Source organism: Dictyobacter halimunensis (assembly GCF_036245075.1).
The window spans coordinates 4,496,604-4,515,088 of record NZ_BSRI01000002.1 but is presented as its reverse complement, the minus strand read 5'-3'; the positions used below and the strand labels follow the sequence as shown (position 1 = coordinate 4,515,088).

Genomic DNA, 18,485 nt, shown 5'->3' with positions numbered 1-18,485 from the left:
ACCACCACTCGAAGGCAAAGGTCTTCACCCACTGCTCTTTCTCATGCGATCATTTCCCCATAGCGTGCTGGATACCTCTGCTGAGAGCATACTCAACTTTGGAACCAAAAACAAGGTAGTGACGCATTTTCTCGTTGCATTGACGCAATTCTCCACCAGATTGAGGAGTGAAACGTGGGTTCGTAAATGAAAATCCGAGCTATCTAGGAGATGAAAACTTTGGGCAAGTTTATGGGCTAAATTCCATTTCGGGCGAAGATGTGCGTCAGAGAAAACAAAAACAACATTCTAACCAGGCTCAATTAACTGGTAAATTTATGCGTCAAATGTGGCGGATTTATAGCCTTTCCGATATTTTGTCACGTAAACAGCAATATCCTCAACAACATGATTGCTCAGGGTACATTTAACTGGCCTATGGCTGATCGAACATCATTCAACACTATCGTTTTCACAGCCACCACGCCGATCCACTAAACGGACGTCAAAACGCTCCTCAGCCAGCCAGGAACCGGGGCATGAGTGTATAGCAGGGCCACAAAAGGGAGAGGCGCTAGCCGCTAGGTAATGCTTGATCTACTCTTGCTGCCATAGCTTCACATTTCTACTGTTTCTTCTTCCTAAAGGAGGGATGCACCTTGTGGTGCCTTATCTTTTTTAAAGGCTGGTGTCTCATTCTTCTAAACGGCTGGATAAAGTAATACGGCATCCCAAGCAGTGCACCGACCGAAGCCCAGGTCCTGCCAATCAGATATTGATGATAATTACCTATCATAAGCGCCCAAACAAACACAATCATTCCGGGAGCCACAAACATGCAGGCACCTATCCAACCAAAAACTTTGAGCACATTGAGGAACACTTTCATAGTATCCATCCACTCCTTTAAATGAGGCAATGTTGGCCTATCATATAAAGTTCTACGGCTGAAGATGAGTCTTCTCAAATCGCACCCTCAAACCAGTAACACATGGGATACAACATACCTGCTCGCGTCCTCTTTAGTCACTCCAGGAGGTGCGCCTATGACAATCTATGAGTAGTCATTTTGATCTGGTCATTGAGGTGTCTGAATTGCTCTCACTGCTTATCTCATTAGGTGGCAATACAATGGCCTGGCTATATTGTTGATCGTAGCAGCCCAGTGGATAGGAAAACACGCATTCGATCGCGCTCAGAGGTATGGGAAGCGTGTAGCAAAGATGCGCCAGTACGGAACTCCAGCGGGTGCATCGCTGATTTTCCCCATTGACACGGCTTGAGGCCTCGTTATACCATTTTTGGTAGCCCTTGATTGTTGAAAATCACACGAGCATACACGCACGGAGAAAGATATCATGGACGCCAAAGCGATTGCCCAGGGAACGATGGCTGCGCTCAAACAAGGTCAGTACACAGCCCCAGAGGGTAACACCGTCGATCTCACAGGTCTGCTTGCCACTTGCCTGAGTGGCACACAGTCGTATGATCCCGAAGACCTGGCGCGTCTACGTGAGCACGTCCTGGCTCAACCGATCAGCCAGCAAGCCACCTCGTTCGCCGTCGTAAATGAAACGACGCTGCAGGGATGTGCCCGACTGGTTGCCAGCCAGCAGTATCGGCGCATTGGCGTCTTGAACTTTGCCTCGGCCAGGAACCCTGGTGGTGGTTTTTTACGCGGAGCGCGGGCACAGGAAGAGAGCCTGGCCCGCAGTTCTGCCCTCTATTTCAGCTTGCTCCAATGCCCGGAGCATTACGCCTTTCATCGGGCTCAGGATACCTGCCTCTATTCTGACCGCATGATTTACAGCCCGTCGTGCCCCGTGTTCCGTGATGATGCCGGTCAGTGGTTGAGTCAGCCGTATGTCGTTGATTTCATCACCAGCCCGGCGCCCAATGCAGGGGCCGTACAACAGAACGAGCCAGATCATCGCCTGCACATTGTACCCACCCTCACCGAGCGCGCCAGTAAAATCCTTGCTCTGGCTGCGGCTCACCAGTGCGATGCGCTCGTACTCGGTGCCTGGGGGTGTGGCGTCTTCCAAAACGATCCTGGTACTGTTGCGCGTATCTTCCATGACTATCTCTGCCCATCGGGTCTCTACAGCCATTGCTTCCGCCACGTGCTCTTTTCAGTCGCTGACCGCGCGCATCCACCGAAAACCTTCGAGGTCTTTGCCAGGCAGTTTGCCGATCTGATCGCATCCTCAAGAAACACACGATTCAGGTTCCCATAACGAGGTAATTCTGCTCATTTTTCTCTCATAAGATGCTGAGATCTACATGCCCGGTTTGACGCTGCACGCGCGCTCATCGTAGAATAGAAGCACATCAATTTTCAGCTTCACAGGGGGATTCTGCATGAGCACCCACAAAGCCATTACCGATGCGGCCAGCTTCATTGACCGCTGGCTAGCCTACAAAACAGAAATGGGCCGCATTCCTGGCGTATCCGTAGGAATTGTGTATAAAAACCAGATTATGTTGCAGCAGACGTATGGATATGCGAATCTTGAAGAGCGTATTCCTACCCGCAAAGAGACAGGGTACCGGATTGCTTCGTTTTCGAAGACGTTTAGTGCCATCGCCGCTATGCAGCTGGCTGAGCGGGGCAAGCTGAACCTGGATGTCCCGTCAGCACCTATGTCCCATGGTTCACCAGCCCTCACGATCCCCGCGTAACCTCTATCACCCTGCGTCAGTTGCTTTCGCATACCTCCGGCCTGGACCGTGACGGTGAGGCTGGCCAGTGGGTCTCGCTAGAATTCCCCGAACTGTCTGTCATCCAGCAACATATCTCTGATGGAGCGATGGTCTTTGATCCTGCGACCCAGTGGAAATATTCCAACATTGGCTATACCATCGTCGGACAAGTTATCGAAGCGGTAAGCGGCGAGGCGTACAACGAGTATGTGACCAAACACGTTATCGAGCCGCTGGGTCTGCGCCATACCGCCCCCGATCTCCATTCCAAAGCCGAGCACGCGCTGGCCGTGGGGTACAGTCGCGATATTCCCGGTCAGCCTCGTGAGCGCTTTCCTCAGATCAGCACTGGCGTCATGGCCTCGGCGACCGGCTTTCTCTCCACTGTGCCCGATCTTCTGCGCTATATGCAGGCCCAGTTCCCCGGCGACACGACCTTGCTCAGCGAAGAGAGTAAGCGCGAGATGCGGCGGATTCAGTGGATGGGTGAAGGCGTCGTAGACGACCAGTGCGTTGGCTTTGCCTCCTGGAAAGTCAAAGACTGGCGGGTCTATGGTCACGGAGGCGCCTTCCAGGGCTTCATCAGCCGCTTTGCCTTTGATCCTCACCGTCAGATCGGCATGGTCGTGCTGACCAACGCCATCGACGGCCCCGCGCTCACCCTGGTCAACGGTGCCCTATCGGTCATCGACAAATATATCGTAGACTACGACGAACTCGCCAAAGTCGAGCATGCCGTCGAGCATCCCGAGCGCTTCGTCGGCACCTATCGCAACATCTGGGGGGACAATCAGATTGCCCACATCGGCCAGAGCCTTCTGCGCTACGATCCCACCGCCGGCATGCCCCTGGAATTCGTGGAACGACTGTCTCCCAATACAGATGGTAGCTTTACTGTTATTAGCGGCAATCCCGGCGGCACCTACGGCGAAAAGATCCACTTCACTTTCGATGAAGCCGGCAACGCTCAAACCCTTATCTCCAGCGGAAATGCGGCGGAGAGGATCAGGTAAATCCTGCGCCAGCAACCCGGCCAGCGAACCAATCTGGTGACGAAATGCGTGCCACATCTCCTTCGCTGGCCTCAGGATGGCTTTCTCGCCAGGCGTGCATATTGCTTGCGTGCTCAGGACCAGGGGGCGTTGGATATGTATCCCAACACACAGTTTCTGACGGCGCAAAGCAGGCACAAAGCGCCTACGCCTCCAGGGCTTCCGCGGGCACGCATTTCTTCTGACATGCCAGCTCCATCATCTGCGGCAAGAGGTGGGATGCAGGCTCCCGGCGAATATATGCCATGTTCGCTACGATCAGGAGCTTGTGCCTGGCGCGGGTCACCGCCACATTGAACAGGCGCATGGCATCCGTTCCCCATCGATCGCTGGTAAAGCGGGAGATCCGGATCCCCGGCGACTCCACGGTATCGAAAATGAGCACATCGAACTCAAGGCCCTGAAAGGCGTGAACGGTTCCGACTCGCGCGCAGGTTTCCAGTACCGTTCCCCGGATCAGCTCCTTGATATAGTCTCGCTGAGCCGCATAAGGGGTCACGATCCCGATGCATTCCGGCCTCTTGTCGGGTATATCGGCCAGGGCGCGTCCCGCCAGTTTGATCGCCACGCCAGCGTGATAGGGGTTGTAGCGCGAACGGCCGCTGTCCGGCTTGAGCGCCAGAGCCCGTTCATTGCCTCCTGTATCGTAGAGCACCACTGGATGATCTGGCTCCGGCCCAAACATCGGGCGTGGCGTAGCGGGATGGCGATCTTTAAGTAATCCCTGGTACACCAGACCGCGCACCAGATCACAAATGTCGCTGTGCATCCGGCTCTGATAGGGCAGGAGAACACAGTGATGCGTCCCAGATCCGGCCTGCTGCAGGGTGTAGCCACCATGGTAGAAGACATCACGTCCCAGCCAGCGCTGGACCAGGTCCTGATCATGTTGCCAGCGTGGAACGTTGGGATCCCTGATTTTGCAGACTGGGGCGAGTTGCAACGGGTCACCGACAACAATCACGTGGTCGCGTGCACACTGGGCTGCAATCATTACGGCCGGAGGAGGGGCCATGGAACCCTCATCAATAATGACCACATCCCACTGCTGATTGAGTAGCGTCGAATTAAGGTACAAACCAGTCAGGGTCGTCCCTACCACCTGTGCCGATTCCAGCACGAAGCGCGCCACCTCTCGTTTGGCCACCTCAGCATGCTGATCGAGATGGGCCAGCCCATCTTCGATCACATCGCGCTTCTGCCGAGCCTTGACCAGCTCCTGCTCCAGCGCCGCAAGGTGCGCATTGCCCGTTTCAAGTTCATGCTCCAGGTCCTTCAGTTCCCTGGCAAGAGCCGCCTTTTCTTGCAGATACGATGTCGGTTGGGTATCACGCTTTCCGGTCCAGAGGGTAATTGAGACCTGGAGCTTGTTGTGCAGTTTCTCTGCCTGCTCATAGGCCTGTGCGGCTTTGGCAAGCCGCTTCTGTAGAGGGTCCATCTGGTCTTGCAGGGTGCACAGCGGGGCAGCAAGATCCTGGACACTGGCTTCCAGCGGTTTTTCCCACACGCCAGTGAAGAGCTGGACGAAAAAGCGTGCAACAGGCGGGTACTCACGCAACCGTATAAGCTCTTTCCAGGCCTCCTCATAGAATGGCAGCTGCTTGTCATAGCGCTTCTGCAAAAGCTCAAGCTGCACTTCATCAACCTCATAAGACATGTCCGCAGCCTTCATGGCCTCGATGGCCTCGGTATCACATTGTTCCAACGCTGAAAGCCGTTCCACAATGGGAATCTGGCGGCGCTGTTCTTCTGCTTCCAGGTCTTCCAGTTCCCTCTGGACCCGTTTCCGCTGCTGAATAATCTCCTTCTGGCGCTGGTTCCAGGCACGGGTCTGTTCGGGCAATGCTTCCTCATGGGTGACGATATCGGAGAGCATCTTTTTGCGCCTGCGTTCCAGTCGGGCAATTTCGTCACGTTGCTGCTCTATCGCATCATTGACGATCAAGGAGAGGGTGACATGGCGGTACGCATCCGTCTCCAGTTCGGCCAGATGGGGACTGCCCGCACGGACCAAGTTTTGTTCATTAAGAAAGAAACCCATTCCATGCTTGCGAAAGAAGGCGGACAGGCGGATAATCGCATTATCAATCGCGATATTGGTGTGTGAGGCAATCAGGACTCGACGCCTATACAAAACAGCATGCAGCATGGCAATGGCAGCCAGCACGTCGGTTTTCCCGGTTCCACCAGGACCCAGGATCATCTGTACCTCACTTCCCAGCGCACGCTGGATCGCCAGGCGCTGCGCATCGTCAGGAACAAACACATCGCTGATCACATCAATGAGAGAGGATGCAGCGATCTCCTCGATGCAATCACGGTAACCGAAGAGCTTGAGGCCGAGGCCCGTAGAGGCATGGAGTTGGGCCAATACTTCTTTCATCTTGCGTAGGAGATACGCACGTTCGATCACCAAGCGTGCACAGGAGAGCGTGCGATCCGGCAAGCGCTGTGTGGTCGTGATCGTGACACGATCGTCCTTGGTGTTCGACAATTCCACGAGCAGGTGGTCGAAATCCGCACTCTGCAATTGAAAGTCCGTACCGTCGGGCAGATCCCACGACGACTCCAGGGTAAAGGTATAGCGATAGCGACGGTGCTGCTCGTAGATCAACCGCCCATCGACAAGAGTATACGGTTTTCTTCCTACGGATAACTCGATCGCCCTCTCTAACGCCTGCACCATCTCTGGCCGGGGATCTCCGCTTGAACGCAATGTGTTCTGCTGCATACGACTCCCTTGCTCGCTCTATGCTTCTTTTTCTCGTCCTTTTCAGGGATCTGGACTATCTGCGCTGGTGGCACTGATCGTCCAGATCCTCCCCACTGAGCGTCAGGACACAATCTCCCTTTTCGGCATCTCTCAGCATGATGCTCCCCGAGAAGCATACAAAACGGCAGGGGGCAAAGGTGGGGCAAGCGCGGTGTAGATGTGGCATAACAACAGAAACAGCGAGGGGGAGTATGTTTTCAGCAGGCACTGTTCCAGTGCTAGACTGGGGTATAGATAGCAGAGCAGCATACAGAAAAGAAGATTACTGGGCCACCAGTAGAGAGGCTATACCAGTGAGGAGTTTACACGCCAGCCAGCTGAGCCAAACACTTCTCACCATCGTCGATTGCGCTGCAGGCAATCCTCTCCCATCAGAAAGCGTGCACCGGATAAGGCATGTTATCATTCATATTGCAGTGGGATATGCTGCCTAATCAGATGCAGCAGCTTATCGGAATTTTCATAGATATTATCTAATGTGAGTGGATTACGGTTGAAACGAAAAAGCATGTACTGCTTTAGCATGCCAAACCCAGGCACTTTTCATATTCCAATTTTTTAATGATAATTTCCTTTCCTGTATAATATGGTGCAAATCAGCCTAATAAGTGTTATATTGTATTAAATGCAAATCAAGATGATATCATAAGGCTTTTAAAGTTCTCCTTACATACCTTTGTCAATAAACAAAGAATAAGAGTTAGTAGTAAATCTTGGAGGCGTTATGTCCATTAACAATCAATATTTTCTTGTGCCACAAAGTGTTCTCTCTTTTCTAATAGATCTAACTAAACCAGCCAAACATGAAACTGTCTTAGACATCAACTTAGATCCTAATATTGTTTTGCCTATGATAAATAGCTTAACGGGAACCACACCTGACTTCATTAAAAGTAATCCAGCACCAGAAGAATTAGACAAATTACAACAAACTTACGATGTAATCGTGTGCGGACCTACATTTGGCGCATCCTTAGATCAAGAACCTGGAGGGTCAAGTGAGCCTAATGAAGAATTTTGGTTAAAATGGAGCATTAATCGTCTCAATGATCATGGGAGATTAGCCATCATTGTCCCCACTGGTTTGCTCTCAAACCATTCGCAACAATCAATGCGAAATTTTATCTTGCAAGAGGCTGGATTGCAAACCATTATAGAGTTACCATCAGGTTGGGCTCAGGGCACTAGCACTCAAGCAAGTATACTATTCATTACAGCAGAAAAACATCCTCGTGAAAACATAAAAATGGTACGAATCAATAAAACTAATACTATTCGGCTGGAAGATTTAGCGCTTCATATAAGCAATTACGAAACCAAGCAATTTCCCAAAACGTTAGGATCAATATTTACCATCGAACGTTCCCGACTCACTAGTCTTCGCCTAGATGCGCAATATTATGATCCAAAATACACAAATTATGTAGTTCCAGACCCTAATATTTTTTTGGAGACTCCCCTTAATAAAATTGTTAGCATTCATAGCGGTGAGAGATTTTCGAAAGAGGATTTCTCACCATATGGCATCCCTTTTCTTCAAGTGGGAAACATAGACTCAAATGGAACCATCAATTTGTATAGTGCTAAAACGCTCCATCCATCTACAGCAATTAGAAGCCGCAGCTATAGCCAGATGAATGACCTTTTAGTAACCGTTGCAGGTACAGTAGGTAAAGTTGCACTTTTAGATAAAAATATACCTGGAAGTGGAGTTTGTGTAGATACATCTATCAGACGTTTACGCATCGAAGACGGGACTAAAATTTTACCTGAGTATCTTTACCACTGTCTTCAATCCATTCAAATACAGATGCAAATTAAGCGGCATATTAGCGGAAGTGTAATACCTGTTTTATCAAGTGCTAATCTTGGTGAAATTAAGGTATATATACCTTCATTAGCCAAACAACAAAAAATTATTGATGACATCAAAAAGTATATTTATCAGTATCGAGAAAATTTGGTTACAAATTTTTATAATGATTTTGCTAGTACACTCAACCAAACTACAACTGCACAAACTCCAGACAAGAAGGATATTAATAGAGCTAAGCAAGCGATTAATGAAAATACAAAGACTTCTTGGAAGGAAAATACAAAGACCCTTTTACCTTTTCCTATTGCAAGGGCTTTTAGCTCCTTGGAAAATTCGGTTAACCTATCGTCCTCAGCCCGCCTAAAGGAGCTAATAAACTTATCCGAAACCATAGTTTACTATATTCATAATATCTTAGTTGCAGATCAGCTACAGTCCGCAAAAATATCCGACACGGAACTGATAACCAAAATTAATACAAGTCTTTTAAGCTTCTCCATTGATAAAAGGCTAGAAGTAATTTTTTATATATTAAAATTAGCAAGGAAGAATCCAGATATACATTTATTTATTCCAGAACTAGTAGCCCTTGACTTCGGCATTTGTCAAAATATTCATAATAAAGTTCGCAATATTTATGGGCATACAAACGTATCAGAACCCTGGTGCCAGCGACAGATTGAGACATTTCGCCCTAAATTAGATACTCTGGTCAAATCTCTTGATTTTCTCAAGGATTACAAATTAATTCAAATCATGCAAATGTCCATCGCAAAGAAGAGATATATACACAGCATTACTTCAATGATGGGTAATAATCCGTTGTTTCAATCACAAACAGAAGAATTAGAAACTCCTCTCCTAGCGGAAACTCAGCATGTTATTCTAATTAGTAAAAACTATGAGGTTTTAGATGTTTATCCATTTTATCTCCTTCATGCTTGGGAAAGCACTGGAATGCAACTTCATCTTTGTTTCCTCAAACAACTAATGGGGAATACACCTAACCAAAAACTTAAGATAGAAAGTGCTCATGGAGTAGGAGACATAACTACAGAAACAGATATGGGGTTAAATGATCTCTTGTTAGGTAAAAATATATACTAGCCATATTCAGACATATTTTTATACTGAGCATTAATGAGGCGCAATAAAGATATAATTGCGCCTCATTAATGCTCAGCCTTGGAGCCATTGCTTTTTAATCTATAAACAATAGATTTCTGTTCTCTTAAGGATGGTATAGGAATATATAGCTCTGCAATAAGTTCGTTTGTTAGGCTAGCTCCATCTCGAGTACCAAATGCGATATGTGACCAAATATTTTTTCCGCTTTTTAAATAATACAAAAGATAATAAGGATCTATGATTTCTTTATCTGTTACAATACAGAAAATTGCCGTATTTGTTGTGGCAGGCATATCTAAAATACCTACTTTGCCCGCACTTCCCGATTTAGCAATCATTACAGTATGTTTAGGTCTAATTCTGTCAAGAATAGGCATTTGGCTGGAGTATTTAGACATTTTCACTGTTTGAGACACCAAGTCATCATTTAAATCTAGTATCTGGACCCACTCTTTGCAAATATAATCAGAATCGCTAACTTTCCGTTGGGGGTTCCCACTACCCAAATCCAATGCAATTTCTTTAATTTTTAGGACTCGCCAGCTTTGCGGAAGCGATCCTATTATAGTATCCTGGCGTGGTTCTTCGTAGATACCATAAGAAAACATCCTGTAAACGTTGTCTTGATCTTTTTTTCCCAATTCAGTAGCTAGAGCAGGCAAACATATGGCCCTTTTGCTCTCATACGCGATATATATATACGGATCAATATTACTACGCTTATGGCTAATTTCCGTATGCTTCACTACTCGACAAAATCCCTCTTTCTCTTCAAATTTATGGTAAGCATTTTCAATGTTCTGGAAATATTGACTTGAGGATCTTAGGTGATCTATATCTAATGAATCTATGAGGGCATTTATAAAAAATACCCAGCCTTTTTTTTCTGTTATTTTATTATTATCTAAAATAGTCAAAGCACAAGGCTGCTTTTTATAAGGTAACAAGATAACGCATTCTATTTTATCTTCTTGAAGAAATTGAGAGCGAATTGTTAACTCTACATTATTTTTATTACCTGCATTTGAACCGCGTGAAAGCACACCTCGATCTAACATTACCACAGCTTTACCATTGTGATTTAGCGACGCAAGTACATGTTGAAGCCAACCTAAATCTGCAAAAGATTTATGAGGTATACCATAACGAAAGCGATTCCAATTGTCATTACAATAGTCGTTCCTGCTGTATCCTTTTTGATTCCATAGAGGACTAGCCACAACATAATCAAATTGCAACATCTGGTTGTTTTCAACAAAACCAGGCCTCAATAAGGCATCATTTTTGATTATCCTCACATTTTCATAACCATGCTGATTCATATTTGAAAGAGCCCATGCCACCAGGACCTGATCAACCTCTTCTCCATACAAACTAGGAGCAACAACATTAGTTCCAGTATGCATAGCATCGAAGTTTTTTCGCAGCCTCAAGAGTAAATTACCATTACCACAAGTAGGATCGTAAATAGCACTATTTGAAGTCGGTAATAAAAGATTGAAGACCAAAGAGCAAATTGGATCCGGAATATCAAATTTTAGCTTATCTCTTTTTACCTGCTGATAATTATGAATATTTTGCTGGTTTAACTCATCTAAATCAAATATTGAATTAAAGTAGTGTTTGCTATTTTTTCCAATCTGACTCCTTATACTATCAACACATAAGCTATATACTAAAACAGCATTAATATGCTATTTTAGTATATGAAATCCTACTTTTTATTTGGCTCTTAATACACCGAAAAGTAGATGTATATTTGTCCAGCCAAGGTTTTAGAGTTTAATGTTCAAATCCAAAATCTTTACGACGTTATTCGCTCGTTGCTTAAATTGAGGAGATCCCTTCAGATCTTGAATAGGTTCTTTAGATTGTTCAATATCATCAATTAATTCCCGTAGCGCAGGCATCGATATTTTAATCTTCATAAGTTCCAGCAACTCTCTATATTTTTCTCTACATAAAGGCAGTTGCAACTTACTAGAAATATAGTCATCAAAAATAGCCATCGTCGCGATGAAAGCTTGTTTTGAATCAAAAAGATTCAATAAATAAAGATATACAGGCTGAGCATCACGAGTAATACCCTTGCCATTCGTTAAAAAGACTTCCACAACTCCATAAACATATTTCTTTTCAATTAATGTCGGTATTTTGCCATCTTTACCCACTAGTCTTTGTACTTGTCTTGCAAAGGAAGGTTCATTGTAAAAATTACCCCAAGACCTATGTGCACTGAGCAAATTATCTAAGGCTGTCTCTAATTCTGCAGCTCTCAGCGCATCGGGTATATAAGGTGTCGCAGAAACTAATTCTAAAAACTGGCGTGCGAACCTAGCATTTGGATCATTGTCAGCAGTCAACTTACCATATCGTGTTCCTAATTGTTGGCGAGTCTCTTCTCCTACACGACCCCAGAGTAGGGGTAACAGTCGATGGATATTCTGCCGCGTAGTAGAAGTAGTATCTGAACGTGTATATATTCCAAAAAACCCGCGACTAAATTATTTACTTGTTCCTGAGAAAGATTGAGAAAGAACGCTCCTATTTCTCTGGCTTCCATATCAGAGATATCATTATTTTTAACATTATGTAGAAGCCGCTTAATATTTGCAACAACATTAGATGTAGGTAATAAAATTACTTGCTGCACACAAGTTTCAAGCCAAGTCACGAGCTGCAGGCCACTGAGTTCATTTTGATTGGGATGAGCAGCACTCGCCCAATTTCGCATAGATCTTATATAATCAAGGTGCCTATAACCTATATCATTGATCAAGCCAATTTCCTTAGCACCTCGAATTAATTCACTGTCGTCTATGCTCACAAGATCATCTATACTATTAAGGCTCTTACGTTTATCATTCCTTACTGCCATATCATAAAAATATGAGAGGTCATATTGGGCAACTCTCTGCCTTAGCTCAGTGATCGTTTCATCCCACAGGTAATTCAGAGCAGCGTCAAATAATCCAGAAGCTACGGCGGCCACAAATTTCGATATGTAAATAGACCTTCGTTTTTTATCCTCTGGTAATAATTCTATTGCTGCGTCCAAGTTATTAAAAACGCGTACTCTTTCGCGAACAGGAACAAGAATAGATTGCGTGGGCAGATTTTGCTGAATAAGAAATCGCAACAAATCTTGCTCGAATACTTGCAATTGTGTATCATGACTTTGCTGTATAATAATTTCAGAAGATTGATTGGAATCTACCATATATGATCTCCTTATACTGTGGCATCAATATTAGCCATATATACCTCTACTGCTTATTATTTTATCATATTCTTCCTGATAAAAGCAGTACGACCTTCTGGCTATACTTGTTCCAGTATTACTTGTCGAAGCCTTGCGTGAGGGGTGGGGTGCTATTTTCGGTAGTAAAGACACGGAGGACACGCATGTCGCGGGTCATACCGACGAACGGGGTGCGGCGCTCAAATGAGAGGTTTTCTTCGCGTTTCTCTTAGCTAAAGGTGTGGGGCATAGTTATGTGCCAGGTACTGTCTAGGAAGCCGGTGAGGGCAACGATCGGGAGCTTCAAGCCTTTGGCGAAGCGGGCATGATGACTTTGATGCAGGAGTGCTTGAGGTCGAGTTCCTGGCCGGGTCATAAACGTGGCTTCCAAGCCTTGCTGGCTGAGTGCTTCGGCTGATGGCGGGGGTGGCTTTGATAGTGGAGCAGAGGACGGAGTAAGCGCCAGAACTCATGCGATAAGCGCTGCGGGCTTGGCGGAAGAAGCTGACGAGCAGTTGGAGCTGCTAGTGCTGATCCCGGATGCGGTGCATAATGGCTGGAGTCGTTGTTGATATAGAAGCACTCTTCGGTATCAGTATCGAGCACTCCCCCGGCGAGGCAACGCTGGGCCGCCTCACCAATTTCGCGGGTGGAGCGGTAGTTGGCGTCCAGGATGGCGGTACGACCATGGAATTTGAGATCCTGGTAGACGCCGATCCAGTTGAAGTCGCTACTGTAAATGGACTGGTTGGCGTCGGCGGTAATGAAGAGGTGATTGGACTGCTTGCAGAGGTGAACCAACAGGCGAAGGGCGCTGGGATCGAGATCCTGAGCCTCGTCGACAATCACGGCGTTGTAGAACTGGGTATAGGCTCCCTGCGCAACATAGACATCAGCCATGGCTCTTGTCTGGCACCAGGTGATCTTGCTCTGCCGCGACAGACTTTGCTGCAAGGTCTCGAAGACGCCCCAGACAGCACGGCTCTGGAGGCCTCGGAGGGGAAGCTTGCGGCCCGGTCTGGCTGCGGTCAGGTAGTCTTTGAGCATGTGGATCTGCCGGGCAACGATCACCTGGTTGATCTTCTGCAGCAAGTAGTCCAGGCTCATCTGCTCGATGGCCTGCCGCTGGCTCTGCTGCTGCTCGCTGTCATCGAAGCGGGTCTGCTGGATAGCCTGCCGCAGCAGGGTGTTGATCTCGCTATCGCCAAGGATGTAGGTAGCACTACCGGCTTGGCTTAGGAGCTTGATAACGACCCGGCCGGAGGTCAGCACCTCGACGAAGGGCCTGTCTTCACCCAGCAATTACTCAAGCAACTGGATCGAGGAGTTGATGAGGGCATTGGTGTAGGCGGTGAAGAGGATGCGGATGTCGTCGCGTCCCTGCTTGCGCAGTTCGATGATGAGCGCGCGCACGCGATAGAGAGCGATGGTGCTCTTGCCCGCTCCATGAAAACAAAGTAAACCTGGTTCTACACAACCGAATCATCTCAAGTTTTTCTGACCCCATTTAATCAGCTCAATGCCATTCGCAAGACTCACCCTTCGCATTGAATATAATGTTACAATCTATATAGTATTGCATGAATTATGTTTATGTGTAAAAATAGCTTTTATATTTTAGGTGTTTATTTGTGGTACCACAGCAGAAATGGAAAAGGCATTAATATTATGTCAGCTAATATGATTGGCTGGACCGGTCCTATTGTTAGTGCTAGAACACACATTGATCCATCTGGTGTACAGCAAGCAAGTACAAATTTCCAGGCGTTACTATTACCGGGTATGTCAACTGTAACTCAACGCCTTCGTTATATTTCCCTCCTTACAGCAGCCAGATTTTATCGTATGAAAGCAGCTAAAACAGAGGAAGAACAGATAAGACTTGAGCAACAGTTAACTTTTGACGAATACTTTCATCGTTTTGAAGCTCTTGTGGCTATTTGTTCTATTCATCATCATTTGCAAAGTGGTGGAGCGCCATCTGGTATTGTGGGGGTTCAGACAATGAAGGTACAACTTCAGAGTCAGGATAGAAAAATCGAACTCAAAACTGAGGTACAAAAGCTTGCCCACAGTATTTATCGTGGCACTCTTGGCAATCTTCATATTTTTGATACATCAGAGTCCACTGATCCTTTATTTGAAGATGCTATTAGCCTTGGAAAGGCATGGGACATAGAGCAAGCAGGATCATTTAGTTCAGAACTAAAAGAAGGAGTTTTACCAAAGTATATTGACCGTGGAGATATTGGGAAAATTGATGAAGCTTTTTGTCTGTGCTCTATTCCTGATAATAGTCCGGAACAAGCAGAATTAATACGTGTTTTGTTTGCTCAAGGACGGCCACTACAGCTCTCTTCGCCCTTTGCATCCGATAATGAGATGATAAAGCATACCACATCCTACCGCTCTCTTGCTTGGCGTTTTGTTTTGGAGTTGATCAATCATAGTCAAGGTCAACCTCTTGGCAATTATCTTACATTAGTCAATCTTCTAGATAGTCATGTAGCGATGGTTAATCGACATCCTGTTCTTAATGATGAAATGATAGCCTGGCGCTGGGTGGCCGCTCGAACTTTTTTTGAACGAGGATGGACAGGCGTTTTTCAAAAATCCATTGAGATATTAAAGCAAAAATACTTCGGGCTAGACGCTGATGAGTTTACTGATCAAATGCGGCGGTTTTATCTAGGTCAACAAGATGATGAAACACAGGAAAATGAAACAGTTGAATCATTGTGGCAAGAAATAGAAGAAAATATCTACAACAACAGAGATAGGCTTAAAGAGTTGTCTAAGAGTGAACAACCTCGGGATTACCTGCTATGCATTCTCTTTGCATTGTATACAACTAAAAGAGATCAAGAAGCGCATCATAGTTCTTTCCTTGGGCGATTGTGGTCAGCAAACCCTATTCCTTTTTCAAACGAGACTCTAAAAGTAGGGCAAAAACATAAAGCCTGTGAGATGTGGTCAGAAATCGCTGAAAAATCTCTTATGGAGCATTTCTCTATTTCACTTCGCAAGATGAGCGATGGAAATCCAGATTCGTTGATTGTTGATTTTGATGCTGGTAAATGGAGAATACGTGATAGAGCTTTTGATACCCAGATTGCTCTGGCTGATGGTTCTACACGCCTAGATGTTGCGCTGAGTTGGGCCTTACAACTAGGTCTTGCCAAAAAATCGTCCACTAGCGCTTTTGAACTCACGCCAACTGGACGTCAATGTTGTATAGATTGGGACCATGACCACCAATGAATAATATCATATTGTTAAATGAACTTAAAAAAAGAGAATTTTACGATACGGCATTATTTCTCACATATACTATCAATTTAAGATTTTTTGAATCGATGATTTTACCCCGTTTAAGGCGTATGGGGATATCTCGTATTGGTATTCTCATCGATTATAGAGGATATCAAGAAAGTCTTGAGAATGGTATTCCTTCTGGATTGTGCGGACGTGAATATATCCTTGCCCCCGTACATTTACCAAGAGGAGGGATTCAACATGCGAAACTTCTCTGGTTGCAAAAACATGACAGAATTACGGCATATATTGGGTCACATAATCTGACAATGGCTGGCTACAATGACCAGACTGAAGTTACCGCAAAACTTGTAAGCATGAATCCATCCCACACGCAAGCATTACAACAAATACACGATGACATTTCGCTAATGGTCCCCCCTTGTTTATATTATGTATGGCAGCATATTAAGCCTCCGACAGTTATCTATTCGCCATCAAATATTACAATGATGTCCAGTCGTCACCGCCCTCTACTTAATCAATTGATTGAAAAAGTGCAATTTGCCGATGAGATACGAGTTATTACACCTTTTTTAGATGCACAAGCATTGAAACACTTAGCTAAAGGGGTTCAGGCTCAAACGATTGTGCTGGATTTGCCACAAGATGGTCCTGATACACCTTTATCAGAAACTATGCACGCTAATCCGCATATCCATCCACGCTTTCTCTATAGTAAGCGCCGCTTGCATGCAAAAGCATACCAATTTAGGAACGCACATACCTCAAGTGTGGCATTAGGTTCTGCCAACTGCACACAGGCAGCACTCATGAGAAACGTTGCAGAAGGAGGAAATCTGGAATATCTTCTCTTCATTGAAGAGAATGTCGCTACAAGCAACAATTATTTAGATGAAGTTCTAGATTTTAGACCTATCAATGACGTAGAAGCGTTTCCACATACGGGAAGGGATTGGACAACTAGCTCTTCAGAATTCTCATCCATTTTGTTTATCGAAGAAGCAACTTTTAAGGATGGCATTCTTACTGTCAAATGGAGTGAGCAAGATAATCTCAATGTAGAGGATGCAACACTGACTACAGACACTGGTGAAAGTATTTACTGTGGCGACCGACATGAGATTACCAGAGCACTGCAGAAAGTTCCACAAAGGATTACTTTAGAAGCAATTGCAAATGAGGATTTTTGTAAAACACACGCCTGGGTAATTAATTATACAGCTCTTAATGCCAGCGTTGCCACAAGCAAACAGAGTACTTGGATTGAACGTATTGCAACCAATAACTTTCTAGAGCTACCTAATAGCATAGCAATTTGGTTGGAGCAAGCTGTGCAAGACTATTTGGCAATCACACCAGATAATGAACTTCCTTCAATAAACATGTCTAATGTTAAAGAGCGACATATTAAAATGAGGCAGTATCGTGAAGTGTTTGCCTTCTCTTCTAATCTAGATCTTGTGAGAAATACAGCCAGATCAATTTTAAAGTCAGACACGAACGTCTACAATTTTGATTTATTAAGAATGCTCTTAACTCGCCCTAATGCAGAACTACCCATAAATTCGAATATAGAGAATCAAGAAGAGAGCATTCAACGGTATACACAGCAGCGCCGGAAGGCATTTAAAGGTATATTGCGAGAAGTAGATCGTTACCTCTGCAATCTATCAAGAACACTGCAATCCCTAGCCTTTGCAGTTGATAACGAGTTTGTCGCTCGGCTAAAAATAGGTCTAGGAACCATAGCATGCGTTTGTATTGAGGTCAAAGACAGTTCTATCGAGGGGCGTGAAAGGCTATTAGAACATTTTATTGATTTTCTTATTCAACTAAATAAAACATCTATCGCCAGAGATTTGGTGCGTATGATCTCTATACAAGGGCCATTGCTTCTTTGTATAGGAGCAATCACCCCTTATGGGGAAAATCGAAGAGAGTATTTCTTACAATTGAAAAACCAAGCTCAGAATTTAGTACGTACGGACCCAAGGTCTATACTTGCTCAATGGGAAAAAAGCTGTGACACGAGAGGGCTTCAAGATATACAAGTACAGGTAGAGAGACATATCTTCAGTATATTTGAGGTAGCTTCTAGCCATCTAGGGAAGCAGGTTGAAAAACGTTGGTCCTGTCTGCTTAAATTGCAAGAAGCTGATAGAGCGTTAAGCACAGAGCGATCTGACTTATATAAACAAGCTAAAGAGAAGTACGAAAAGGAACCATCGACCAATAAAATTTGGAGTAAATATAAGGTTGAACGTCAACGTGGGAAATTTCCTGTTATTTTTTTCTATACAGGGAAAATTTGTCCTGCATGTTATGTTGGCTTATCCGACCAAAAAATTCAAGAATTGCAACGAGCAGAAGCTGTTATCTGTGATAACTGTCAAAAAATTTTAGTCGCTAAGTAACTGTTTGTTGAATTTCCGTTTTATTTATCTCATCAATATTCACTGGAACTCGCTTGTCAAAGGGATTGGCTGGCTCAAGTCAATGGCATAAGCTAAACTG

The 18,485-nt window shown here is 45.3% G+C and carries 10 protein-coding genes and 1 pseudogene; 5 read left to right on the top strand and 6 right to left on the bottom strand.

The window, feature by feature from the left end; all coding sequences use genetic code 11:
- Positions 1 to 604: 604 nt before the first annotated feature.
- Entirely contained in the window at positions 605 to 868 is a 264-nt protein-coding gene (locus AABA21_RS32515; protein WP_338256662.1) for a hypothetical protein, read from the bottom strand.
- A 469-nt stretch (positions 869 to 1,337) separates the two neighbouring features.
- Here AABA21_RS32515 and AABA21_RS32510 point away from each other — a divergent pair, with 469 nt between their 5' ends.
- Positions 1,338 to 2,216 carry a TIGR02452 family protein gene (locus AABA21_RS32510; RefSeq protein WP_338256661.1) on the top strand — a complete coding sequence of 293 codons (879 nt, stop codon included), beginning with the start codon at positions 1,338 to 1,340 and terminating at the stop codon, positions 2,214 to 2,216.
- A 124-nt stretch (positions 2,217 to 2,340) separates the two neighbouring features.
- Positions 2,341 to 3,695 (top strand): annotated as a pseudogene (locus AABA21_RS32500) (serine hydrolase domain-containing protein).
- 184 nt (positions 3,696 to 3,879) lie between these two features.
- Here AABA21_RS32500 and AABA21_RS32495 read toward each other — a convergent pair.
- On the bottom strand, positions 3,880 to 6,465 hold the full coding sequence (locus AABA21_RS32495; protein ID WP_338256657.1) for a DEAD/DEAH box helicase: 2,586 nt from the start codon (positions 6,463 to 6,465) through the stop codon (positions 3,880 to 3,882).
- Positions 6,466 to 7,231: 766 nt separating this feature from the next.
- Between AABA21_RS32495 and AABA21_RS32490 the strand changes: the two genes are divergently transcribed.
- On the top strand, positions 7,232 to 9,430 hold the full coding sequence (locus AABA21_RS32490; protein ID WP_338256656.1) for a restriction endonuclease subunit S: 2,199 nt from the start codon (positions 7,232 to 7,234) through the stop codon (positions 9,428 to 9,430).
- 65 nt (positions 9,431 to 9,495) lie between these two features.
- On the opposite strand, the gene AABA21_RS32485 is transcribed toward AABA21_RS32490, so the two are convergent.
- The 4 genes from AABA21_RS32485 to AABA21_RS32470 form a co-directional block, all read right to left on the bottom strand.
- Positions 9,496 to 11,025, bottom strand: a complete 1,530-nt coding sequence (locus tag AABA21_RS32485; RefSeq protein WP_338258509.1) for an N-6 DNA methylase — start codon at positions 11,023 to 11,025, stop codon at positions 9,496 to 9,498.
- A gap of 201 nt (positions 11,026 to 11,226) precedes the next feature.
- Entirely contained in the window at positions 11,227 to 11,814 is a 588-nt protein-coding gene (locus AABA21_RS32480) for a hypothetical protein (RefSeq protein WP_338256654.1), read from the bottom strand.
- Between the two features lie 41 nt (positions 11,815 to 11,855).
- Complete coding sequence (locus tag AABA21_RS32475; RefSeq protein ID WP_338256652.1) at positions 11,856 to 12,671, bottom strand: hypothetical protein; 816 nt, start codon at positions 12,669 to 12,671, stop codon at positions 11,856 to 11,858.
- A 393-nt stretch (positions 12,672 to 13,064) separates the two neighbouring features.
- The gene (locus AABA21_RS32470) at positions 13,065 to 13,994 is read right to left on the bottom strand and encodes a UvrD-helicase domain-containing protein (RefSeq protein WP_338256650.1); all 930 of its coding nucleotides are present in this window, start codon (positions 13,992 to 13,994) and stop codon (positions 13,065 to 13,067) included.
- A 291-nt stretch (positions 13,995 to 14,285) separates the two neighbouring features.
- Here AABA21_RS32470 and AABA21_RS32465 point away from each other — a divergent pair, with 291 nt between their 5' ends.
- Positions 14,286 to 15,953, top strand: coding sequence for a hypothetical protein (locus tag AABA21_RS32465; RefSeq protein ID WP_338256648.1), 1,668 nt, complete (start codon positions 14,286 to 14,288; stop codon positions 15,951 to 15,953).
- Entirely contained in the window at positions 15,950 to 18,385 is a 2,436-nt protein-coding gene (locus AABA21_RS32460; protein WP_338256646.1) for a hypothetical protein, read from the top strand. Before AABA21_RS32465 ends, AABA21_RS32460 begins: the two co-directional genes overlap by 4 nt.
- The last annotated feature ends 100 nt before the right edge of the window (positions 18,386 to 18,485 follow it).